General features: G+C 64.5%; 21 protein-coding genes. 11 read left to right on the plus strand and 10 right to left on the minus strand.

Going from position 1 to position 21,332, the window contains the following annotated elements; all coding sequences use genetic code 11:
- The first annotated feature begins 129 nt into the window (after nt 1-129).
- Complete coding sequence (locus tag ACI0FO_RS10435; RefSeq protein ID WP_416026397.1) at nt 130-1,221, plus strand: alkene reductase; 1,092 nt, start codon at nt 130-132, stop codon at nt 1,219-1,221.
- Nucleotides 1,218-2,219: an NADP-dependent oxidoreductase gene (locus ACI0FO_RS10440; RefSeq protein ID WP_416026399.1), complete on the plus strand. Its 1,002-nt coding sequence runs from the start codon at nt 1,218-1,220 to the stop codon at nt 2,217-2,219. Before ACI0FO_RS10435 ends, ACI0FO_RS10440 begins: the two co-directional genes overlap by 4 nt.
- A gap of 15 nt (nt 2,220-2,234) precedes the next feature.
- Here ACI0FO_RS10440 and ACI0FO_RS10445 read toward each other — a convergent pair whose 3' ends face one another.
- From ACI0FO_RS10445 to ACI0FO_RS10455, 3 genes are read right to left on the minus strand one after another with little or no spacing between them, the layout of a single operon-like run.
- Complete coding sequence (locus tag ACI0FO_RS10445; protein ID WP_416026400.1) at nt 2,235-3,317, minus strand: HlyD family secretion protein; 1,083 nt, start codon at nt 3,315-3,317, stop codon at nt 2,235-2,237.
- Between the two features lie 4 nt (nt 3,318-3,321).
- On the minus strand, nt 3,322-4,848 hold the full coding sequence (locus ACI0FO_RS10450; protein WP_416026402.1) for an MFS transporter: 1,527 nt from the start codon (nt 4,846-4,848) through the stop codon (nt 3,322-3,324).
- Nucleotides 4,845-6,317, minus strand: coding sequence for an efflux transporter outer membrane subunit (locus ACI0FO_RS10455; protein ID WP_416026403.1), 1,473 nt, complete (start codon nt 6,315-6,317; stop codon nt 4,845-4,847). Before ACI0FO_RS10455 ends, ACI0FO_RS10450 begins: the two co-directional genes overlap by 4 nt.
- A gap of 308 nt (nt 6,318-6,625) precedes the next feature.
- Here ACI0FO_RS10455 and ACI0FO_RS10460 point away from each other — a divergent pair, with 308 nt between their 5' ends.
- Complete coding sequence (locus ACI0FO_RS10460) at nt 6,626-7,444, plus strand: AraC family transcriptional regulator (RefSeq protein ID WP_416026404.1); 819 nt, start codon at nt 6,626-6,628, stop codon at nt 7,442-7,444.
- On the opposite strand, the gene ACI0FO_RS10465 is transcribed toward ACI0FO_RS10460, so the two are convergent.
- From ACI0FO_RS10465 to ACI0FO_RS10475, 3 genes are read right to left on the minus strand one after another with little or no spacing between them, the layout of a single operon-like run.
- Complete coding sequence (locus ACI0FO_RS10465) at nt 7,417-8,940, minus strand: amidase (protein WP_416026406.1); 1,524 nt, start codon at nt 8,938-8,940, stop codon at nt 7,417-7,419. The two genes, ACI0FO_RS10460 and ACI0FO_RS10465, sit on opposite strands and share 28 nt — an antisense overlap.
- Before the next feature lie 14 nt (nt 8,941-8,954).
- Nucleotides 8,955-9,935 carry a Bug family tripartite tricarboxylate transporter substrate binding protein gene (locus tag ACI0FO_RS10470; protein ID WP_416026408.1) on the minus strand — a complete coding sequence of 327 codons (981 nt, stop codon included), beginning with the start codon at nt 9,933-9,935 and terminating at the stop codon, nt 8,955-8,957.
- Nucleotides 9,936-9,983: 48 nt separating this feature from the next.
- Nucleotides 9,984-11,333, minus strand: a complete 1,350-nt coding sequence (locus ACI0FO_RS10475; RefSeq protein WP_416026410.1) for a D-serine ammonia-lyase — start codon at nt 11,331-11,333, stop codon at nt 9,984-9,986.
- A 117-nt stretch (nt 11,334-11,450) separates the two neighbouring features.
- Here ACI0FO_RS10475 and ACI0FO_RS10480 point away from each other — a divergent pair, with 117 nt between their 5' ends.
- From ACI0FO_RS10480 to ACI0FO_RS10505, 6 genes are all read left to right on the plus strand, one after another.
- Nucleotides 11,451-12,353 (plus strand): LysR family transcriptional regulator, encoded by a 903-nt coding sequence (locus tag ACI0FO_RS10480; protein ID WP_416026614.1) that lies wholly within the window; start codon nt 11,451-11,453, stop codon nt 12,351-12,353.
- Between the two features lie 146 nt (nt 12,354-12,499).
- Entirely contained in the window at nt 12,500-13,006 is a 507-nt protein-coding gene (locus ACI0FO_RS10485; protein ID WP_416026412.1) for a ferritin-like domain-containing protein, read from the plus strand.
- A gap of 182 nt (nt 13,007-13,188) precedes the next feature.
- Nucleotides 13,189-14,358 (plus strand): zinc-dependent alcohol dehydrogenase, encoded by a 1,170-nt coding sequence (locus tag ACI0FO_RS10490; protein ID WP_416026413.1) that lies wholly within the window; start codon nt 13,189-13,191, stop codon nt 14,356-14,358.
- A gap of 385 nt (nt 14,359-14,743) precedes the next feature.
- A complete protein-coding gene (locus ACI0FO_RS10495; RefSeq protein WP_416026415.1) occupies nt 14,744-14,968 on the plus strand; it encodes a hypothetical protein in 225 nt (74 codons plus the stop codon).
- A gap of 121 nt (nt 14,969-15,089) precedes the next feature.
- A complete protein-coding gene (locus ACI0FO_RS10500) occupies nt 15,090-15,593 on the plus strand; it encodes a DUF421 domain-containing protein (protein ID WP_416026417.1) in 504 nt (167 codons plus the stop codon).
- A gap of 128 nt (nt 15,594-15,721) precedes the next feature.
- Nucleotides 15,722-16,756, plus strand: a complete 1,035-nt coding sequence (locus ACI0FO_RS10505; RefSeq protein WP_416026616.1) for an FUSC family protein — start codon at nt 15,722-15,724, stop codon at nt 16,754-16,756.
- A 67-nt stretch (nt 16,757-16,823) separates the two neighbouring features.
- On the opposite strand, the gene ACI0FO_RS10510 is transcribed toward ACI0FO_RS10505, so the two are convergent.
- Nucleotides 16,824-17,048 (minus strand): winged helix-turn-helix domain-containing protein, encoded by a 225-nt coding sequence (locus ACI0FO_RS10510; RefSeq protein WP_416026419.1) that lies wholly within the window; start codon nt 17,046-17,048, stop codon nt 16,824-16,826.
- A gap of 2 nt (nt 17,049-17,050) precedes the next feature.
- Nucleotides 17,051-17,563, minus strand: a complete 513-nt coding sequence (locus tag ACI0FO_RS10515; protein WP_416026421.1) for a hypothetical protein — start codon at nt 17,561-17,563, stop codon at nt 17,051-17,053.
- Between the two features lie 96 nt (nt 17,564-17,659).
- Between ACI0FO_RS10515 and ACI0FO_RS10520 the strand changes: the two genes are divergently transcribed.
- Together ACI0FO_RS10520 and ACI0FO_RS10525 are read left to right on the plus strand one after the other, a co-directional pair.
- A complete protein-coding gene (locus ACI0FO_RS10520) occupies nt 17,660-18,952 on the plus strand; it encodes an SDR family oxidoreductase (RefSeq protein WP_416026423.1) in 1,293 nt (430 codons plus the stop codon).
- Entirely contained in the window at nt 18,952-19,416 is a 465-nt protein-coding gene (locus ACI0FO_RS10525) for a DUF2269 family protein (RefSeq protein WP_416026424.1), read from the plus strand. The genes ACI0FO_RS10520 and ACI0FO_RS10525 overlap by 1 nt, the downstream gene beginning before the upstream one ends.
- A 48-nt stretch (nt 19,417-19,464) precedes the next feature.
- On the opposite strand, the gene ACI0FO_RS10530 is transcribed toward ACI0FO_RS10525, so the two are convergent.
- Together ACI0FO_RS10530 and ACI0FO_RS10535 are read right to left on the minus strand one after the other, a co-directional pair.
- Nucleotides 19,465-20,820 (minus strand): PQQ-dependent sugar dehydrogenase, encoded by a 1,356-nt coding sequence (locus ACI0FO_RS10530; RefSeq protein WP_416026426.1) that lies wholly within the window; start codon nt 20,818-20,820, stop codon nt 19,465-19,467.
- On the minus strand, nt 20,817-21,245 hold the full coding sequence (locus ACI0FO_RS10535) for a DUF2231 domain-containing protein (RefSeq protein ID WP_416026428.1): 429 nt from the start codon (nt 21,243-21,245) through the stop codon (nt 20,817-20,819). Before ACI0FO_RS10535 ends, ACI0FO_RS10530 begins: the two co-directional genes overlap by 4 nt.
- Nucleotides 21,246-21,332: the final 87 nt, after the last annotated feature.

Genomic DNA, 21,332 nt, shown 5'->3' on the forward strand with positions numbered 1-21,332 from the left:
ACAACATAGATTACGTACATCATCATTACGCCATACCCAACCAGACCCCGCCATTCCCAGCCATTCCCAGCTACGCACTGCGCGATCATCGGTTTCCCTCCCCGCTCCCCACACGCCCCCCGCCTAGACATGACCCAAACGACCCTCTTCCAGCCCTACGCCCTGGGCGCGCTCACCCTTGCCAACCGTATCGTCATGGCGCCGCTGACACGCAACCGTGCCGGAACCGGCCTGGTGCCCAGCGCGCTGGCCGCCACCTATTACGCGCAGCGCGCCTCGGCCGGCCTCATCATCTCGGAGGCCACCCAGGTCTCGGCCCAGGCCCAGGGCTACCAGGACACGCCGGGCCTGTACACGCAGGACCAGATCGCGGGTTGGCGCAACGTCACGGATGCGGTCCATGCGCAGGGCGGGCGCATCTTCGTGCAGCTGTGGCATGTGGGCCGCATCTCGCACGTCGACCTGCAACCGGGCGGCGCCGCGCCGGTGTCCGCGTCTGCCATCCGCGCCCAGGCCAAGACCTTCGTCAACAATGGTTTTGCCGATGTCTCTGATCCGCGCGCGCTGAACATCGACGAGCTTCCGGGCATCGTGAACGATTTCCGGCAGGCCGCTGCCAACGCGATGGCGGCAGGTTTCGATGGCGTGGAAATCCACGGCGCCAATGGCTACCTGCTGGAACAGTTCATCAAGGACGGCGCCAACCAGCGCACTGACGCCTACGGCGGCACTATCGAGAACCGTGCGCGCCTGTTGCTGGAAGTCACCGCCGCCGTGGCGGCGGAAATCGGTGCGGACCGCACCGGTGTGCGGATCTCGCCGGTATCGCCGGCCAATGCCATTTCCATCAGCGACCCGCAGCCGCAATACGACTACATCGTCGATCAGCTCAGCGCGCTAGGCATCGTCTACCTGCATGTGGTTGAAGGCGCCACGGGCGGGCCACGCGATGTCGCGCCGTTCGACTTCGATGGCCTGCGCCGCCGTTTCAACGGCACCTACCTGGCCAACAACGGCTACGACCTGGACTTGGCCCGCGCGCATCTTGCCGACGGCAAGGCAGACCTGTTCGCCTTTGGCCGGGCATTCATCAGCAATCCCGATCTGGTCGAACGCTTCAAGACCGGCGCGCCGCTGGCGGCGTTGAACCCGGCCACCTTGTACGGCGGAGGCGCCAACGGCTACACCGACTATCCGACATTAAGCCCCGCCCGCCCATGAAAGCCTTCATCATCGACCGCTATGGCAAGCACGAAACGGGCCGCATCGCGGATATGCCGGAGCCGGTCTTGCGTGAGGACGACGTCCTGATCCAGGTCCATGCTGCCAGCGTCAACGCGCTGGACGCCAAGATCCGACGGGGCGAATTCAAGTTGATCTTGCCTTATCGCCTTCCTCTTGTTTTAGGCAACGACGTGGCGGGCACGGTCGTGCGCGTGGGAGCGGGGGTGCGCCAATTCAAGCCGGGTGACGAGGTGTATGCGCGCCCCGACGATGATCGCATCGGTACGTTCGCCGAGCGCATCGCCATCAAGGCGTCTTCCGTCGCGCTTAAACCCGGCAATCTTGGCATGGCCGAAGCCGCGTCCCTTCCGTTGGTGGCCCTGACCGCGTGGCAAGCGCTGGTGGAAACCGCGCAACTGAAAAAAGGGCAGCGCGTGTTCATCCAGGCGGGTTCCGGCGGTGTCGGCACCGTCGCCATCCAGTTGGCCAAGCATCTTGGCGCCTTCGTTGCCACGACTACGAGTACGGCCAATGTCTCATGGGTAAAAGCCCTTGGGGCGGACGTTGTCATCGACTACAAGCGGCAAGATTTCGCCACAGTGCTTCGCGACTACGACGTGGTGCTCAACAGCCTTGGCAAAGACGATCTGGCCCGGTCTCTGCAGATTCTCAAGCCGGGCGGACGTCTGGTTTCCATTTCCGGGCCGCCCACCCCGGCATTCGGCGCCGCGCGCGGGCTGGCCTGGCCGCTTAAGCTGGTATTGCGCCTGCTCAGCCGCGGCATCCGCCGCAAAGCTGCGCAGAAGCGCGTCGAGTACCGCTTCGTCTTCATGCAGGCCGATGGGGCGCAACTGCGCGAGATCACATCGCTTGTCGAGTCTGGTGCGATCACCCCGGTCATTGATCGCGTCTTCCCGTTCAACGACACGCAGCACGCGCTGGCCTACGCCGAGGCGGGCCATGCCAAGGGCAAAGTCGTGGTGAAGATGTTGTAGGTTGTCTGTCGGGCATCAGTTCCGCCGCATTGCGACCTTGCCGTCATGGGGGGAGCCCGGCGCATCGACGGACACGTCTATCTCTGGCTCGACCGACATTCCCACCCTTAAATGAGCGGTGTCCGGCTGGCCGGCATCCAACCGTATCCGGGCCGTCAGCCGCTGGACAATCTTGGTGAAGTTGCCCGTGGCGTTTTGCGGGCCTAGCGGCGCATAGCTGGCATTGCTGGCGGGCGCCAAGCTGTCCACGGTGCCGCTCAGCGTGATGCCAGGCAGCGCGTCGACCTTGATCTTGACCGGCTGCCCCGGACGGACTCTGGCAAGTTGGGTCTCACGGTAATGGGCTTCGATATAGACGTCGTCCAGCGGTACGATCACGGCAACGGGCTTGCCTGTTGCGATGAACGCCCCCACTCTCAACGCGCGCTGGCCCACCGTGCCGGCGATGGGCGCGGTGATGCGCGTATAGGAGAGGTTAAGTTCCGCAGACGCCTCTTCCGCCTTCATCTGCGCCAGCGTGGCTTGCGCCTTGCGCAGTTCGGCGCGAAGGATGTCCAACTGACGCAACGCCGCCTGATGGGCAGCTCGGTCCTTTTCCAGATTGGCGGCATGGATGGCCGCTTGGGCTTGTGCTTGCTGCAAGGCCTGCACCGTGCCCGAGCCATCCGCGGCCAAATTGCGGTACCGGGCCAAGTCCGCCTGGGCGAGCCGCAACGAGGCCCGGTCCGCCGTGACCGTGGCCTGCGCCCGCACGATCTCGCTGTCTTGGCGGGCCTGTTGGGCCAACAGGCTTTCAATGAGCGCCTGCGCGTTTAGAACCCGAGCGCGGGCGTGCGCTACCGCGATGGAAAAATCCTGGTCTTCGATAACGGCAAGCAGTTGCCCCGGCGTCACGCGCTGGTTGTCTTCGACCAGCACCTGGGCGATGCGGCCCGAAACCTGGGGGGATACCTGGGTGTAGTCGGCGCGCACATAGGCGTTGTTTGTCGATTGCAGGCTCGACGCGCTTTCCGGACGGTTGACGTAGAAGAGTCCGACTGCGACGGTAATGGCAAGCAAGACGCCGATAGCGGTCTTGCCGGTCTTGGGCATTGACATTGGATTATCCATGAGAAGAAGGGGCAGGTTGCGGCGCGGGGATGTACTGAAGGCGCAACACCAGGGGAATCATCAACAGGGCCAGCAGACCCAGCAGCAGATAGACGTCGGACGTCGCCAGGACGAAGGCTTGTTCGTGCAGGGCCGATGCCACCTGGGCGACGCTGGCCAGGTGCGTCCAGCTTCCGTGAAGCAGCCCCGGGGAATCCAGCAGCGCATCCGCATGGAATCGTTCTCGCAACACGGTAAGCTGGCCCACGCCCGCACTGCCGATCAACGTACCGAACACGCGCAGGGCGTTGATGGTGCCAGAGACGTAGGGCCCCTCCGAGGGATGCACCACGCTGGTGGCAAGAAACAGCAGCGATATGACTGCCATGGGCTGGCCAAAGGCCTGCAGCGTCTGGACAACAATGAACTGCTCCCAGATCCAATCCGCAGTCAGGCGAGAACCGAACAGGCACGACAGGGCAATCAGTCCCAGTCCCAGCGCGAACACGACGCGCGCGTCGACCCACTTTCGATACAACAGCGCGGCGACGCAAGGGCCGATCAGCAACTGAGGCAAACCGACGATCAAGCCGATAGGTGCGCTTTGCAGCGCGCGGTATCCCCAAACCCGACCGAGATAAGCGGCGGGAACCAACGAGCCCGACAGCATCACGATCAGCAGGCACACGAACACGGTGAATCCAAGCCCCAGGTTGCGGCGCCCTAACAAGCGCAACTTGATGAAGGGTTCGGGATGGAACCATTCGCTGATGAAATACGCCCCGGTGAACGCTACGCCGATCGCAAGCGAACTGGCAATCAACCGCGATTCAAACCAGTCCAGCCGCACGCCCTGATCCAGCGCGACCGTGATCAAGGTCAGCCCGACGGTTCCCAAGGCCATGCCAGGCCAATTGGCGTGCTTGAAACGTTCTGCCTGGGATGGCGCGTCCGGCAGCGCCCAGCCGACCAGCGTGCCGGCAAGCAGCAACAACGGGATCGCTTGCCAATACACCAGGCGCAGGTCGCTGAAGGTATCGGTCCACAAGCCCGTCAGCCAGATCGACACGTTGGGCGCGAAGGTGGCCGTCATGGCGTAGAGCGCAAGGCCGTGCAGCCGGATCGGCGGGGGCAGGAATTTCAGCGCGGCCATCATCAGCACCGGGATCAACGCGCCGCCAGCCAAACCTTGCAGGCCGCGCAGCGCCAGCAGCAACGGCAGACTGTTGACGAAAGGAAGCGCCAGGGCGATCAGCGCGCACAGTCCGACCATGCCCAGGTGGAACCGGCGCAGCGAAAGCGTGATGGCGAACCACGACGCAAAAGGCATGGCGACAAGCTCGCCTGCGGTATAGACCGTGCCAAGCCAGGAGGCATCGTCCAGCCCCTGGCCGAGCGCGCCGCGGATGTCCGCCAGGGCCAGCGCACCGATCCGATTGTTCAGGCCGGCCGTCATGGCGGCAAGGAAAATGCCCGTCAGCGCAACCAGGGGCCTGGCATGGCGTTCACCGCCGATTGCCGGCGCGGCATGCGCGCTCATTGCCGGGCCTCCTCGTCCGGCGAAGGGCCGGAAACGGTAGCGGGGTCCCATCCGCCGCCCAGCGCCTTGTACAACGTCACGACGGTCAGCGTCGATTGCGTCGAGCTGTGGGTCAACGCCAGCTGGCTATCAAGCAGATTGCGCTGCGCGATCAACACCGGCAGGTAGTCGGCCGCGCCCTGCTGGTAGGCCCGCTCGGACGCCTGCAAAGCGAGTCGATTATGGTCGAAAGCGCGTTGCAGTTCGACATGACGGCGCTGTTCGGTCGCCCAAGCGTTGAGCGCGTCGTCGACTTCATGCCAGGCGCGCAGCACCGTCTGTTGGAAGGCGATGGCGGCTTCCTGCTGACGGGCTTCCGTCAGCGCCAGCGTGCTGCGCAGCCTGCCGCCTTCGAAGATGGGCAGATACAGCGTGGGGCCTACCGAGAATTGCCGCGAGGCCCAGTTGCCCAAATCACCGCCATGGAAAGCTTCCACGCCCAAGCGTCCGCCAAGCGTCAGGCGCGGATAGAAATCGGCGGTCGCAACCCCGACGGCGGCCGTGGCCGCCTGAAGACGCGCCTGCGCGCGCTGGATATCGGGACGGCGGCGCGCCAATTCAGCAGGCAGTCCCACCGGCACGGTACGCGGCGGCTGGGGCAGCGTCCGAACGGGCCCAAGCTCTGCATCCAGGTCGCGGGGAACCTGGCCCAATAGCAGCGCCAGCGCATTCATATGCGCGTCGCGCTCCCTTATCAATTCGGGCGTCAGCGCGCGCACGGTGGCCACTTGCGCGCTGGCGGCCGCGGTGTCGAAATGGGTCGCGACGCCATTGCGGGCGCGACTTTCGGCCAAGCGCAACGCGTGGGCGGCAATCTTCTCGTTCTGGGCGGCGATATCGATCCGCGCCTGCGTGCCGCGCAGCAGGACGTAGTGGCGTGCGATCTCGGCGGCCATTGCAACGCGGACGCCTTCCAGGTCATACCAGGCCGCGGCCGTCTCGGCCTTGGCCTGCTCTTGCTGCTTGCGCGCGTGGCCCCATACGTCGATTTCCCAGGACGCATCGAAGCCGGCCTGCCAATATTCGTAGGCGTCGGTGGGCGCCCCAAGCGCCACCATCTTGCCGTTCGCGCTGTCGCGTTCTTGAGCATATGAGGCCCCTGCGCCCAACCTGGGCATCAACCCCGCCGTCGAGACGCCAAGCAGCGCCCGGCTTTGCGCCAGGCGCGCGGCCGCCGCGTGCAAGTCCAGATTGGTTTGCGAGGCCCGACGCTGCAGGTCAGCCAGAATGGGATCTTCCAGCATCTCCCACCAGGCAATGGGCACCGGGTGCTGCTTCAGCGTGAAGGAAAGAGACTGCGCGTCGCGCGGCTGCATGCTCGTGACGGGCGGCTGATTCAAGGGGGGATGGAATTCGGGACCTACGGCGCAACCTGTCAGGACCAGGCCTAGCAATACGGGGGATATCCGGGCAATCGGAAAACGGATCATGTGGCTGCTGTTGCTCGGCAGCCGCGCGCCCCAATGGGGCCGTCTGCCGATAAGGTGTTGACGAAGGCACCGCCGCATCCGGCAAGAGCGCGATGTCTTGCGGCATCCGTATCGCGCCGGTCGGTGGATGTAAGCATTCTCATTATCCTTATGGATGCCGTCATTCCATAAACAGGCCAATCCATTGGTCAATCCAGCCAAAGACGATTGGCCGGATTGATCAATCAGCTGGCTCGATATGAGGATGACGCCGTGGGGGATCTGCCCTATCGTGGCCTGGCATGCCGCCCACGCCTGACCGTCGCTTTATGGAATACGAACCCGCTTACACCGACCCCGAACCCCACCAGATTGACCGGCCCGTGGTTGCCTCCAGTATTTCGCTGGTCACGGAAGGCGGCGAATTCCCTCCTCACCGCCACCGTAAGGCGCAGTTGCTTTACACCGTATCGGGCGTGATCACCTGCGAGACCGAGCGAGGCGTCTGGATGGTTCCGCCTGGATGCGCGGTATGGATCCCCGGCGACATGAGCCACCGGGCGGTCCCATCAGGCAACGTGCGCGGGTACGCGCTCTTTGTGGAACCTGACGCGGCAGGCGGCTTGCCGAAGGCGTGTTGCAGCGTTGCGGTCTCGGTGCTGTTGCGGGCGCTGATCGACCGGGCCTGCCAACTACCTGCTCGATACGAGCCCCAGGGCGCTGACGGCCGGATCATGTCGGTGCTGTTGGACGAACTGGTCGCCGCGCCGCTAGAGCAGCTGCATCTGCCACGGCCGTCAGACGCGCGATTGCTGAAATTGACCAACGCGATGCTTGCGGATCCGGCCGATTCCGCCACGCTGCCGCAGTGGGCGGCACGCATCGGCATGAGCGAACGAAGCATCAGCCGCTTGTTCCGCAGCCAGACCGGCATGAGCGTCGGCCGTTGGCGGCGTCAATGGCATGTCATCGCCGGCCTGCAACGGCTGACGTCGGGGATGTCGGTGCAGGCCGTCGCCTACGAACTGGGCTACGACAGCGCCAGCGCCTTCGTGACGATGTTCAAGAAGGCGCTGGGAAAACCGCCCGGCCGTTTTTTGGCCGAGCGCAACGGCTCGCTCTACACGGCCGACACGTCTCCGCTCTGACCCTGGCCTTGCCGTTGCGGCGGAGTGGTCACGATCGACGTCAAGGCAGGTTCCGCCATGCGCAGCGCGGCCAGATCCGGGCGCGGGCGCCGCAGGGCGTCCTGCCCGGCAAAAGCCTGTTCCATCGCCTGGGCGGCCGCCAGCACGTCCCGGTCGCCCCGGAAGCGCCCCACGATTTGCAGGCCAAATGGCATGCCTTGGTCGTCGCGCCCACACGGCAGCGTCAAGGCCGGATGCGTCGTCAGCGTGACGACATACGTCAGCGCCAGCCAGCGGTAGTAGTTCTCCTGTTTGACGCCGTTGATGGTGTCGGCATACAGCTGCGTCCAGGGAAATGGCGAAACCGGCGTGGTGGGCGAAAGGATCAGGTCGTAGTCGTCATAAGCGCGCTGGAACCGCTTGATCAGGCGGGTCTGTTCGGACTGCGCCCAGGCGCAATCCATCAGGCTCATGGCCGCGCCCATTTCGAAATTGGCGCGGGTGTTCGGCCCCAGGCTGGCGGGGTCTTTCTCGTAGGCATCGCGCATGCCCGCGACGAAGGCTTCGGCCCGCAGTACGTCGAAACAACGATGGGCGTCGCCCAGGTCCAGTTCGATCGGGTCGCACGCCGCGAACAGATGCCGCATGGCGGCGATTTTCTTCCTGAACACGGCGCGGATGCCGTCATCGACCGCGCAGCAGCCGAAGTCTTCGGTGTAGGCCACGCGTAGCGAACCCAGGTCCGCCACGCCCGGATGCAGGAACTGCAGCGGATCCAGCGGATAGCTGAGCGGGTCGCCGGCGTGCGGCCCGGCGGACGCGGCCATCTGCAAGCAGGCGTCCGCCACCGTGCGCCCCATCGGGCCGACCACGGAGATCGGCGTCCAGCCCAGCAGCTTGCGCACGCTGGGCACGATGCCCGGCGACGGCCGGAAGCCCACCACACCGCACTTGGATGCGGGGATGCGTAGCGAACCGCCGGTATCCGACCCGGTGCCTACGGGCAGCATGTCGCAGGCCAATGCGGCGGCGGAGCCCCCGGACGAGCCGCCGGCGTTCAGATTGGGATTGAATGGATTGCCTGTCGCGCCCCACACCGTATTGCGTGAATTGGCGCCCGCGCCCATCTCCGGCACATTGGTCTTGGCGGCAACGATGGCCCCGGCGCGCCGCAGGCGCGCCACCAGCTCGACATCCTCGTCGGGCACATAGCCGCGATACAGCGCCGAACCGTAGGTCGTCAGCACCCCGGCGGTGGGCTCCAGGTCCTTCACGCCCATTGGCAGGCCATGCAGCAGGCCCAGCGGCTCGCCCGCCATCACGGCGCGTTCGGCGGCGCGCGCCTCGGCCCTGGCACGCTCATAGGCGGTAGCGGTAACCGCGTTCACGTAAGGGTTGACCGCTTCGATACGCGCGATGCACGCCTCCAGCAATTCCACCGGGGAAAGCTGCCGCGCGCCTATCATGCGCCGCAATTCCACGGCGCTCAGGCCGACCAGGGTGTCGTCCAATGCCATCGTCCCTCTCCTCTTCAATCGATCTTGATGTTGGCGCGCTGCGCGACGTCTTTCATCACCGGCAGTTCCTGCTGAATCAGCGCCTCGCCCTCGGCGGCGCTGGCAAAGGCCGCCTCGAAACCCTGGGCCTCCAGGCTCTTTTTCACTTCCGGCGATTCGACCGTGGCACGCAGCGCCTGCTCCAGCCGGCTTTTCACATTGGCCGGCAAGCCGCGCGGCGCGGCCACCATCAGCCACGTGTCCATCGCCACCGAGGGATAGCCCTGTTCCGCGAACGTGGGCACATCCGGGAAAAACGCCGAGCGCGCGGGGCTGGAGATCGCCAGAACCCGCACCTTGCCCTGCTTGCTTTGCGGCAGCGCCGCGGCCACCGTGTCGACCGAGAACGGGATCTGCCCGCCGATCAGATCCGTCATCGCCGGGGCGCTGCCCTTGTAGGGGACGTGCGTCATCTTCAAGTTGGCCGCCGCCATGAAGGCTTCGCCCACGAAATGCGCGGTGGTGCCGGTGCCAAACGAGCCGTAGGGCGGTTGTTCCTGGGCGTGCTCCTTCACATAGGCAACGAACTCCTTCAGGTCTTTGACCGGCACCTTGGGATTGGCCAGCAGCGCCAGGCCTGTGCGGCCCACGATGCCGATGGGCTCGAAACTCTTTACCGGGTCATACGGCAGGTTCTTCTGGATGGCCGGGTTCACCGTGAAGGTCGTGCCGGAACTGACCAGCAGCGTGTAGCCGTCCGGCGCGGCCTTTGCCACAAAGCTGGCGCCGATCACGGTGCCCGCGCCGGCGCGGTTTTCCACGACCACGGTGCGGCCCAGCTCCTGGCCCAGTTTCTGCGCGACCACACGCCCCAGCACATCGGTGGCGCCGCCGGGGGGAAAGGGCACGACCATCGTCAACGGACGGTTGGGATAGGCGTCCTGGGCCGCTACGGGCGCAACGGCGCCCACGGCGCTGGCAAAGGCGAGACTGACTGCAAGAAGCGAGGTGTTCATGGCTGTGCTCGATGGAAGGGGTGGAAAATGCGGCGCGTCTGGCGGCGCCTAGGAACTGGCCGCTAGCGGTCGCCCGCGGCTCAGGAATCGGTCATATTCTTCGTCGGGCACGAACAGCCCGCCCGTGGTCCAGGCCAAATGCGTAGCGCGAGGCATGTGCGCCTGCAGGCCCTGCGTGCGTAACCACGCTTGGCCGGCGACGCTGCCGCACAAATGGCGAGGCCCGCTGAAGCCCGCAGCGGCGGATGGCTCGATGCGCAACCCTTCGCTGTCATGCAAACGCGCCAGATCGGCGTACAGGGTGTCGTCTTCCACCGTGACCACGCCGCGCAGGCGGGCGCCCACCGCCGCATAGGCCAATTCCGACGCGCACGGCACCGCCAGCCCGTCGGCCTCGGTCTGGTTCGTCAGCCCCAGGTCGTAGACCGACGGCGGCATCGGCAGGCCGGGCAATTGCCCGTAGCCCGCCATCATGCGCACCAGGAAGCAAGGCGACTGCACGGGCTCCGCAAAGAAACAATGGACGTGCGGGCCATAAAGCTGGGTCAGGCCGAACGCGATGCCGCCGGGGGCTCCGCCCACGCCGCAAGGCAGGTAGACAAAAAGCGGGTGGCGGGCATCCACGCGCACGCCGGCCTGCGCCAGTTGGGCGCGCAGGTGCAGGGCCGCCGCCGCATAGCCCACAAACAAGGAGGCGGAACGTTCATCGTCCACGAAGTAACCGCAAGGGTCCGCCTCGACCTGCGCGCGCCCCGCCGCCACGGCCTTTTCGTAGTCGCCCGCGTGCTCCACGACATCTACGCCGCGCGCCCGCAGCCGCGCCTTCTTCCAGGCCTTGGCATCGGCGGACATATGCACCGCCGACCGGAAGCCCAACGCCGACGCGATCACGCCGATGGACAGGCCCAGGTTTCCCGTGGATCCCACCGCCACCTGATACCGGCCAAAGCAGGCCCTGGCCTCGTCGCTTGCCAGCTTGCGGTAGTCGTCACCCGGGCGCAGCAAGCCCTGCCCTATCGCCAGCGATTCCGCAAACTCAAGCACCTCGTGCAAGCCGCCTCGCGCCTTGATCGAACCCGCGACCGGCAGCGCATGGTCGGCCTTGATCCACAAGCGGCCCATGCCGGGCGGCAAGGCGATGGCCGCCTGCATGCCCGCGGCCGGCAATAGCGGCGATTCGATCATGCCCGCCGTCGCGGCAAGTTCCGGAAATAGCTCGGCCAGCAATGGCGCGAATCGCGCAAAGCGCTCCTGCGCGGACAACACCGCGTCCATCGAAAACGGGGTGCCGGTTTGCGCCGTGGCGGCGATCGCGGCGGGCCGCGTCCATAGCAGCGGCCGGGCGCGCCGAAGCGATTCAAGAACGGGGGACAGGGAAGAGTCGCGGGATTGAAACATGGCTGTGGTAATGCCGACGGCGCAGGAAATGCCCCCATCCTAGAGTTCGTCATAGCTTTGCAGCAATATCAACGGATAGAATTCTGCTTTGCGCTTTCCGCAAACCTGTCCGCCATGATGAACCCCCAAGTCCTGCAGGAAATTTCGCTACGCTATTTTTTGGAAGTCGTGCGCACCGGCTCCGTCAGCGCGGCCGCGGCACGGCTGGACGTCGCCCCGTCGGCCGTCAGCCGCCAGATTGCCCGGATGGAGCGCGAGCTGGATACGTTGCTGTTCGAACGCCAGGCCCGGGGCATGACCCCTAACGCCGCCGGCGAACTGCTGGCGGCGCATGCCAAGCGGATGCAGCAGGACGTCGAGCGCGTGGCCGGAGACATCCAGGCACTGCGCGGTCTGCGGCAAGGCCATGTGCGCATCGTCAGCACGGAAGGCTACGCGTCGGAATTCGTGCCCGCCGCCATCGCCCAGTTCCGCCAGCAGTTCTCCGGCATCCGCTTTTCGCTGGACGTGTGCTCGCAACAAGAGATTCCCCAGCGGATCCGTGACGGCTCGGCCGACATCGGCGTCACGCTCAGCCTGACGTCACAGCGAGACATTCGGGTAGAAGTCCGCGTGCCAGCGCCGGTCCGGGCAATACTGGCCGTTGACCATCCGCTTGCGGGCCGGCGCGACTTGGCGCTGCCTCAGTTGATCGCCTACCCGCTAGCCCTGCCCAGCCCGGATTCCACGCTGCGCCAACTGATCGACATCAGCTGCAGCCGCCAGCAGCTACATTGCGAACCGGCCTTCACCAGCCGCAGCATCGACGCGCTGGTCGGCTTCGCCAGCGCCGGCGGCGGCGTCGCGTTTTGCGGCGAACTGGCGATCCGCCACCGTCTGCGATGGGGCAGGATCGTCGCGGTGCCGCTACGCGACCGCGAGATGAACGAGCGTCACTTTGAAGTGCAGACGCTGGCGGGCCGCATCATGCCGGACGCCGCCAAGGCGTTCATCGCCAGCCTTGCCGAAGCGGCGTTGTGAACCCGCGCGCCTTGTCAGCCGGCAGGAGCTAGCCGGATAAGCCATTCAAGGCATTGCCGGGGCCGCGGCCGTTGGGTACCGGGCATGGCGTTTGCTCCCCCGCGTAGACCGCCATCCACGGTGGCACTTAACCAACGGAGTAAGCGATGAGCCAGAAGACCTTGCAGGACCTTTTCATTCACGAGCTGTCTGACATCTACAGCGCCGAAAAGCAGCTGACTCGGGCGCTGCCAAAGATGGCGCGCGCGGCGAGCGACCCCAAGCTTGCGGAAGCGTTCACCGTACACCTGGAGGAAACCCGGGGGCAGGTGGAACGCATCGATAAAATCGTCGAAGCCGCGCAATTCCGTCTCAAGCGCATTAAATGCGCGGCCATGGAAGGCTTGGTCGAAGAGGGCAACGACGTTATCGACGAAGTGGAAAAGGGCCCCGTATGCGACGCGGCGCTAATCGCTGCGGCGCAGAAAGTCGAACATTACGAAATTGCCAGCTACGGCACGCTTTGCACCTTCGCCAAGCAGTTGGGCGAGACAGAAGCGTTGAAGCTGCTGAAAGAAACGCTCGCGGAAGAAAAGGCGACAGACGAAAAGCTGAGCATGCTTGCCTTGCAGCAGACCAACGCCGAAGCGGCGCGTGCCGGGAAGGCCAAGTAATCCCAAGGCCCCGCCCGCCCAGTCGCCTTCCGACGCCAGCCATCCGAAACGCGTGTGCCGGCCGTCACACGCGATCAAGCCCCGTGGCGTCCGTGTTGGGCGCGGTGCCGAAGGCGGCACGATAGTTGCGTGGCCGCAGCACGCGATCGCAACGACGCGACCGCCGTTTTTAGGGGATTCTCATGAAAGCACTTTGCTGGCACGGCAAGCACGATGTGCGCTACGACACCGTTCCCGACCCCATTCTGGAAGATCCGCGCGACGCCATCATCAAGGTCAGCGCCTGCGCCATATGTGGTTCGGACCTTCACCTTTTCGATGGATTCATGCCCGGAATGAAATCCGGCGACATCCTGGGCCACGAATTCATGGGCGAAGTCGTGGAAGTGGGCGCCGATGCCCGGAAACTGAAAGCCGGCGACCGGGTGGTGATTCCCTTCACCATTACTTGCGGTCAATGCGAGCAATGCCTGAAGGGGAATTTCTCGGTATGCGAACGCACCAATCGCAACGCCGACCAGGCCGCGAAGATGTTTGGCCACACCACGGCAGGACTGTTCGGCTACAGCCACCTGACGGGAGGCTACGCCGGCGGTCAAGCCGAATACGTTCGCATACCCTTTGCGGACACCACCCACGTTACCGTTCCTCCAGAACTGACAGACGAGCAGGTGCTGTTCTTGGGAGACATTCTTCCCACGGGATGGCAGGCGGCGCTGCAATGCAATATTGCCCCGGATGACACCGTTGCCATCTGGGGGGCCGGCCCGGTCGGCCAGATGGCCGTGCGCAGCGCCATGTTACTGGACGCGGCCCAGGTCATTTGCATCGATTCCATCGCCGAGCGGCTCAACATGGCGCGTGACGCAGGCGCGGTGACCATCAATTTCGAAACCGAGAGCGTCGTCGAACGCCTGAAGGCGTTGACCCACGGCAAAGGGCCGCAAAAGTGCATTGATGCCGTGGGCATGGAATCGCACGCCAGCAGTTCGATGGAGTTTCTGTATGACCGGGTGAAGCAAGCCGTCGGCGCGGAAACGGACCGGCCCCACGTTCTGCGCGAGATGATTTATGTCTGCCGTCCTGGGGGAACGCTATCGATTCCCGGCGTGTACGGCGGGATGATCGACAAGATTCCGTTTGGCGCATCGATGAACAAGGGACTGACCTGGCGCATGGGACAAACCCACGTCCGGCGCTGGACCGACGATCTCCTCAAACGCATCGCCGACAAACAAATAGACCCGTCGTTCGTGATCACGCATCGCGCGCAGCTGCAAGCCGGGCCAGACTTGTACAAGACATTCCGAGACAAGGCCGATGGCTGCGTCAAGGTGGTGCTGACGCCTTGAGCGCCACGCCACGCGATCGCGCGTCATGGTGGCCACATCCCCAGCAGCCATACCACCACCAATATGGCCACCAGCGCGCCAAGGAACATCGCGAATTGCCGCCACGGGCCGCGCCCGGAGAAAGATCGGCGGGCGGTATGTGCCTGGGCTTCGTCCGAGGACGGTGGTGCAGATTTCCGCGGTTTCATATCAGCTCCGTTTCGCCGGCTTCGAGGGGGCCACGCCGGCTGCAACAGGGACTCGAACCGGCGTGACGTTGCAGCCGCAATTTTCGTGCCGATGCAGTGGTCCCCTTACGCCGCAGGGCCGCTAACTTCAGGCATGACATTTGCTGGTGTCGAGGCTCCTGCCCTGCGATAAACGGGCAACTTGCAATGGTGCCGACATGAATGACTCCACATCGAACCGCCGCCCTCCCGCCGCGCCGCAGCACGCCGATCGCGCCGCACGCGGATTCACGGGGCAGCCCACCGCGGAGGGGCCGCCCGAAGGCGAAGTCAATCGCGACCCGAACACGAACTCCGGCTACCCGGCAGGCGGTTCCCAGGCGCCGCGTGGCAAGGACGCTTATGGCCGCGAACGGAAAGACAAGGACCGCGATTCCGAGTGATCCCGGTGTCAGTGCTTGATATTCGTGTCACGCCCGCATGCGGTGCCCCATCCGCCAGCCAGGCCAGCGGGGGATCCGCCGCTCGGATCCCTCATCGCTGGATAGACTGAAAGGAGTTGCCATGACGCCGGACTGGTCGGGGATGTTCACGTTTTCGATTTCGCCAATAGAGATTTTCATCCGTGGCTCGATCGTCTACTGGTTCATTTTCGCGCTGCTGCGCGTGGCCGGAAGGCGGGATATTGGATCGCTAGGCGTTGCCGACATGCTTGTTCTGGTGCTTATTGCCGACGCCGCCCAAAATGCCATGGCGGGCGAGTACAAGTCCATCGTCGACGGCCTTGTCCTGGTCTCCACCATCGTTGGCTGGACGGTGGTGGTGGATCGCGTCAGCTACTTCGTCGAGCCGATCGGCCGCCTGCTGGAAGCCGACAGAGTTTGCCTTGTCCGCAATGGCGTGATCTCAAAAAGAAACCTTCGGCGCGAGTACCTGACCGAAGAAGAACTCATGAGCCAATTGCGGCTGAAAGGCGTTGCCAAGATCAGTGACGTCAGCCGGGCCTACATGGAGCCGGATGGCGATATCAGCGTAATCAAGTGCCGGCAATCGGACCGAGAATCCTGATGTAGCGAAACTTCGGGCCGGGTAGAAATTTGAGAATCGCCGTTCACCACTTGCTGAAGTCTGCCGCCGCTTGGCGCGCGGTCGCCAACCGGGACGGATTCCGCCTTCCCGCCCAGACGGTCGCCGCGGTGCTTATCGCATACGGTCTGATGACGTGGCAACGCATCCCCGAGGTTGCATGGGGCGCGTTCTCGGCGCTCTACGTGGTGCGCGCCAGCGTTGAAGGCACCATCAGCGAAGCGGTGGCGCGAATCGCCGGCGCAATGTTGGGCGTGGCGCTAGGAGTGGGATTGGTCCTGTTGGCCCAATACGCCGACTTCCCTGCGCTATGGAGCATTGCCGTGGGCGTGACGACGGCCGCCTATCTATCGATGCGGCATCCCACCTTGAGCTACAGCCTTGTCACGGTCACGATATTGACGGTATCGCCGGGCGATAACCTTCTTGTTGGCGCATACCAAAAGGCCGTCGCGATCATCATAGGATCGGTTGCCGGCATCCTTTCCGCCGTCTGTTTGCTACCCCTATCGGCTCGTCGCAGCATGCGGGTCAATACGGCGATTTCAATTGAAATCTATGGTGAACTACTGGTCGAATGGGCTTCGGAATTGAACGAAGGCAAAGAACTTTCCGCTTCGATCGACCGCCCTGCCATGCAACGCGCAAGATGGCGTGCCAGCGATATGGCATCGCAATCCCGTGCGTTTCCGATGCGCAACGCAAGCTGGGACGTCGCGGCGTACCGGCTACACGACCGGGTCGACGGACTATGGCGTACCGTCCCCTTGCTTGAGCGCGCCAGCGGGCTCGCGCTGACGGAGAATGTTCGTCACCGGATCGGCCCGACTCTCTATCGCGTTGCGGTGGCGGCCAGGCAACAACTTGCCGATCTGGCGGTCGCGTTGCGCAACGAACACGCCGAGCCCATGCCTTGCCGAACCGCCGAACCGCTTAGCCGTTTTAATAACGTTCTTGACAGGACATCCCGCGCGGGCGCTTACGACGGGACCGAGCGGGAAGCCGTCGAATTGATCCGCTGGGTCTGGAATGAAGTCACCCGCGAACTGGACCGGCTGTGCGCCTGTATGTCCGAAGACCCCGAGGAAGAGGATTCCGCCCGGCGACGCCAGGGTCGGCGCGAAAAAGGCAGGCCAAATGCCTGAATCACGATCAATGGCCACGCGACGCGCTTCCGCGTGATGACCGTGCCCTGCGGCCTGGCGGTCGGCGTCAACGAATCACGAAAGCCCCCTTGCCGGGATGAATCTCGACGAGCCCTCTTGCCGCCAGGTTTTGCACGGCCCGGCGGACCGTGCTTCGGCTGACTCGAAACCGGCCAATCAGCGCGTTTTCCCCCGGAAGGCGCGTGCCGGGGGCCCAGAGGCCATCCCCTATTTCAGCGGCCAGGGCCGCCTCCACAACGCTATAACGCAAATACGGATTAGGAAATGCCATGCCTACCTCTTGTCCGCTTTTTTCGACGTGAGCGCGTCGGTTCCTTGCCTGCTGGACGGACGCGTGTATGCCATGATCGCAATGCCCAAACCAAATGCCGCATACACGCAGCACATGGCCCGCCGGGACAATCTGTGTTCGAAGCCGGGCGTCAGCCGCCGAGGCGTCAACTGGTAATCGACGAAACACGCCACCGCGGCCGTGACCAGCCCTTCAGTCAAGGCGCGGGAACGCGTGACGGGCGCCGATGACTCGGCGACGGCACGCGCGTGCAGCGTTGCCCAGAATACCGACGCGGCATGATGGATCAGGTATCCCGTGGCGGTGTGACGCCATGTCAAACGATGCGCCCGCAGCGCCCTGTCGCCCCATATCCACTGACTGGTCGCATTGGTCGGCGCGAATGGCCAGCCAGTCTCTTTTCGGCCGACAGCCAGCAACATCGCGGTCGATAGCAAGCTGGCGGCCGCGCCGCTACGCAGACCCGCAATCAATGCCTTGCGCCACGCCCTCATGTCACATCTCCCTATTCCAGGTGCCGCACGGGTATGGATATTGCTGACCCGTCGCCATCCGCGCCGACGATGCAGGGGCGGGATGGAGATCCTGGCGTGAAAATCCTGTTGACCGGTGCGCGAGGCTTTATCGGCGGCCATCTAGCCGAAGCACTACTTTCCGATCACCATCGGCTTGTCTGCCCGGTGCGTGCCGCGCCGCACGACGCATCGGAAGATTCCAGAGCAATATTCGTGCCTGTGGACTTCGCGTCCTACGCCCGCGCCGAGGATTGGCTGCCGCTTCTGGATGGGGTCGACGTGGTCATTAACACGGTCGGCATCTTCCGCGAGGAACGCGGGCAAAGTTATCAGCGCATCCATGAAACCGTGCCCCTGGCACTGTTCAAGGCGGCCCGCCAGCGACGGGCATTGGTGATCCAGTTTTCGGCGTTGGGCGCGGACCGGCATGCACAATCGGCGTTTCATACCAGCAAGCGCGCCGCGGACGACGGGCTCCGGGCGCTTGGAATGCCGGCCTTCATCGTTCAGCCCTCGCTTGTCTATGGCGCGGGCGGCGCAAGCGCCGCGCTGTTCAACCGCCTTGCGGCGTTGCCCGTGTTGCCGTTACCCGGCGGCGGCACGCAGCGCGTTCAGCCGGTACACATCGCCGACGTGGTGGCGGGCGTGCGGGCACTGCTTGGCCGGCCCACCCAAGATGCCGTGACCCTTGCTTTCTGCGGGCCGGACGCGCTGACCCTTCGGGACTACCTCGCCACGCTGCGGACCGGGCTGGGCTATTCCGCGCGCCAGCGCATCGTCGCCATTCCGGGCGCATGTGCCCGCTTGGCCGCGCGCATGGCCGACGCGCTGCCGGGAAGCCTGATCGGACCGGATAGCCTTGCCATGCTGGAACGCGGAAACACGGGCGACGTCACGGCGTTTTCCCTGTTGCTGGGGGCCGCTCCACGTCCGCCTCGGCGCTTTGTCGCGCCGCGCGAACGCCACGCATCGCGCGCGGCCGCGACGTTGGACAATCTGTTGCCGCTGCTGCGGGCGAGCGTCGCCGCCGTGTGGCTCTGGACCGCCATCGTATCGCTGGGCCTGTATCCCATCCAGGACAGTTTGGCGCTGTTGCAACGCAGCGGCGTTCCGGCGGCCTATGCCACGTTTGCGCTATACGGCGCCGCCGGTCTCGACTTTGTATTTGGAATACTGACTGTCATGTGGCGCGGGCGGACCGTGCGATGGCTATGGCTGGCGCAGATGACGTTGATACTCGCCTATACCGCGATCATCACCTGGCGCTTGTCCGAGCAGTGGCTGCACCCGTTCGGCCCGATCTCCAAGAACCTGCCCATGCTTGCGGTGTTGCTGCTGTTTTACCTGCACGACGACCGGAGGCGCTGATGGAGTACCTATGGGTAAAGCTGCTGCACATCTTGTCGTCGACCCTGCTATTCGGCACGGGCATCGGATCTGCCTTCTATCTGCTATGTGTCGTGCTGCGACGCGATGCGCAAGTCGTGGCGCAGGTAGCCCGCATCGTGGTGTTGGCCGACTGGCTATTCACGGCAACCACCGCCATCGCCCAACCGCTTACTGGCTGGTATCTGGCGCGCCTGATGCAGCTTCCATTTTCCACGCCCTGGTTGATGTGGTCGCTGGTGCTGTATGCAATTGCCATTGCCTGCTGGCTGCCGGTTGTGCGGCTTCAAATGCTCATGCGCGATGAGGCACGGGCGTCGGCGCTCGCGGGCCTGCCGTTGTCGGCAGCCTTCAAACGGTACTTCACGCTATGGTTCGTGCTGGGTTTTCCGGCGTTGGGCGCCTTTCTGGCCATCTTCTGGCTGATGGTCTTCAAGCCTTCCTGATTCCAGCCGGCCACAAGCGCGCCGTCAGCCGCGTCCGGTGCGCGCGGGCTATCTGCCTGGCGCCGACTGCCCCGAGGCCGGGCCCTGCGCCGCCGCGACCGGCTGTTTGGTCTGCGCCGGCCGTGTCGGCGTGACGCGCCAAATCGTGTTCGATAGGTCATCGGCAACGATCAAGGCACCCTTGGGATCGACCGTCACGCCTACTGGGCGGCCGCGCGTCGTGCCATCGCTATCGCGGAACCCGCCCACGAAATCAACGGGCGAACCCGACGGCCGGCCGTCTCGGAATGGAACAAAGACCACCTTGTAGCCGACAGGGTCGCTGCGGTTCCAGCTGCCGTGTTCGCCAACAAAGACCCCATTGGCAAAGGCTTCCCCCATCGTCCCGGTCGAAAAATCGACGCCCAGCGCCGCGACGTGCGCCCCCAGGCTGTAATCAGGCTTGATCGCGGCCGCGACCTTTTTGGGATCTTGCGGCCGGACGCGGTCATCGATGTTTTGGCCCCAATAGCTGTACGGCCAGCCATAGAAGGCGCCTTCCTGGACGGCGGTCAGGTAGTCGGGAACCAGGTCGGGGCCAATTTCGTCGCGTTCGTTCACGACCGCCCACAATTGACCGGTTTCGGGCTGGATGGTCAGGGCGGTGGGATTGCGCAGCCCGGTGGCGTAGGCCTTGGATTCACCCGTTCGGGCATTGATCCGCCAGATCCGGGCGCGGTCGGCTTCCACCGCCATGCCGCGTTCCGTGATGTTGCTGTTGGAGCCGATGCCGACATACAGGTATTGCCCATCGGCGCTGGCGGTCATGGCCTTGGTCCAGTGGTGGTTGACTTCCGATGGCAGCGGCGTCACGGTTTCAGGCGGGCCGCTCGCCTTCGTTTGCCCTGGCTGGTAATCGAATCGCACCACGGCGTCCTGGTTGGCGACGTAGAGCTTGTCGCCCACCAATGCAAGGCCATACGGCGCATTGAGGTTTTCGGCAAACGTCAATGCCTCGTAGGTGCCGTCCCCCTCGGCGTCGCGCAGCAGCGTCAGGCGGTTGCCGCCCTTTACCGGACTGGTGCCTTTGGCCTTGATCATGCCGGCAATCACGTCCTTGGGTTTCAGCGGCGGAGCACTGCCGCCCCTGCCTTCGGCCACCAGGATATCGCCATTGGGTAATACCAGCGTCTGCCGCGGAATCTTCAGCCCCGTGGCAATGGCTGAAATCGTGTACCCGTCTGGCACGGTCGGCGCCTTATCGCCCCACTCGGCCGGTTTGGCGATCACCATCTCGGGAAGCAGTCCCGTTTTGGGCTTGGGCAAATCGGGCGCGGGGCCGACTAGCGCAGGCCCGGCTTGGCCGGCGCTGACGCCCGTCACGGCGGTCAGCGACACGGCGGCGATCAATCGAATGTGTTTCATACGGCGCCTCTGATGTGCGGGGTGCGAAAGCCAAGCCATATCGCCGCGCAAGAAAGCACCACGACGATGATCGACAAGACCAGGCCGGCGGGCATGCTTGCCCACGCGTCACGCGCATGGATCAACGCATTGAAAATACCCACGACCCACGCCGCCAGCAACGCCAGGACATACAGGAGGGTCCGGCGCGTTCGCTGACTTGGTCGGAAAAGATCGACGATGGCGAAGATCAGCGCGATGCCGCCAAACACCAGGCCGCCGACCAGGAGCCACGAGGCGAAGTTATTCCACTGGATGTCAAAAGACTTCGCATAGACGGCATCGGCGCCGGCCGCGCCGAGGAACAAGGGAAGCATCCCTGCCAGAAATACGGCCTGTACCGGATGCACGCACAGGCCATACCGAGGTTCACGGATTGAGGTCACTTTTGATCGCTCCTGGGTAACGGGCGGGACCGCCGCGCAGCAAGCACCGTGCCAGCGCCCGCACCGTGGCGGGGCAGATATCCGTAG

Source organism: Achromobacter marplatensis, assembly GCF_049060505.1.
Taxonomy (GTDB): domain Bacteria; phylum Pseudomonadota; class Gammaproteobacteria; order Burkholderiales; family Burkholderiaceae_B; genus Achromobacter; species Achromobacter marplatensis_A.

Excerpts from the sequence above, each read along its gene's own strand:
- ACI0FO_RS10510 (WP_416026419.1), bottom strand. The coding sequence starts at position 17,048 with ATGGCATTTCCTAATCCGTATTTGCGTTATAGCGTTGTGGAGGCGGCC.
- ACI0FO_RS10480 (WP_416026614.1), top strand. The coding sequence starts at position 11,451 with ATGAACCCCCAAGTCCTGCAGGAAATTTCGCTACGCTATTTTTTGGAA.
- ACI0FO_RS10440 (WP_416026399.1), top strand. The coding sequence starts at position 1,218 with ATGAAAGCCTTCATCATCGACCGCTATGGCAAGCACGAAACGGGCCGC.
- ACI0FO_RS10490 (WP_416026413.1), top strand. The coding sequence starts at position 13,189 with ATGAAAGCACTTTGCTGGCACGGCAAGCACGATGTGCGCTACGACACC.
- ACI0FO_RS10470 (WP_416026408.1), bottom strand. The coding sequence starts at position 9,935 with ATGAACACCTCGCTTCTTGCAGTCAGTCTCGCCTTTGCCAGCGCCGTG.
- ACI0FO_RS10500 (WP_416026417.1), top strand. The coding sequence starts at position 15,090 with ATGACGCCGGACTGGTCGGGGATGTTCACGTTTTCGATTTCGCCAATA.
- ACI0FO_RS10495 (WP_416026415.1), top strand. The coding sequence starts at position 14,744 with ATGAATGACTCCACATCGAACCGCCGCCCTCCCGCCGCGCCGCAGCAC.
- ACI0FO_RS10475 (WP_416026410.1), bottom strand. The coding sequence starts at position 11,333 with ATGTTTCAATCCCGCGACTCTTCCCTGTCCCCCGTTCTTGAATCGCTT.
- ACI0FO_RS10525 (WP_416026424.1), top strand. The coding sequence starts at position 18,952 with ATGGAGTACCTATGGGTAAAGCTGCTGCACATCTTGTCGTCGACCCTG.
- ACI0FO_RS10450 (WP_416026402.1), bottom strand. The coding sequence starts at position 4,848 with ATGAGCGCGCATGCCGCGCCGGCAATCGGCGGTGAACGCCATGCCAGG.
- ACI0FO_RS10530 (WP_416026426.1), bottom strand. The coding sequence starts at position 20,820 with ATGAAACACATTCGATTGATCGCCGCCGTGTCGCTGACCGCCGTGACG.
- ACI0FO_RS10455 (WP_416026403.1), bottom strand. The coding sequence starts at position 6,317 with ATGATCCGTTTTCCGATTGCCCGGATATCCCCCGTATTGCTAGGCCTG.
- ACI0FO_RS10515 (WP_416026421.1), bottom strand. The coding sequence starts at position 17,563 with ATGAGGGCGTGGCGCAAGGCATTGATTGCGGGTCTGCGTAGCGGCGCG.
- ACI0FO_RS10460 (WP_416026404.1), top strand. The coding sequence starts at position 6,626 with ATGGAATACGAACCCGCTTACACCGACCCCGAACCCCACCAGATTGAC.
- ACI0FO_RS10465 (WP_416026406.1), bottom strand. The coding sequence starts at position 8,940 with ATGGCATTGGACGACACCCTGGTCGGCCTGAGCGCCGTGGAATTGCGG.
- ACI0FO_RS10485 (WP_416026412.1), top strand. The coding sequence starts at position 12,500 with ATGAGCCAGAAGACCTTGCAGGACCTTTTCATTCACGAGCTGTCTGAC.
- ACI0FO_RS10435 (WP_416026397.1), top strand. The coding sequence starts at position 130 with ATGACCCAAACGACCCTCTTCCAGCCCTACGCCCTGGGCGCGCTCACC.
- ACI0FO_RS10445 (WP_416026400.1), bottom strand. The coding sequence starts at position 3,317 with ATGTCAATGCCCAAGACCGGCAAGACCGCTATCGGCGTCTTGCTTGCC.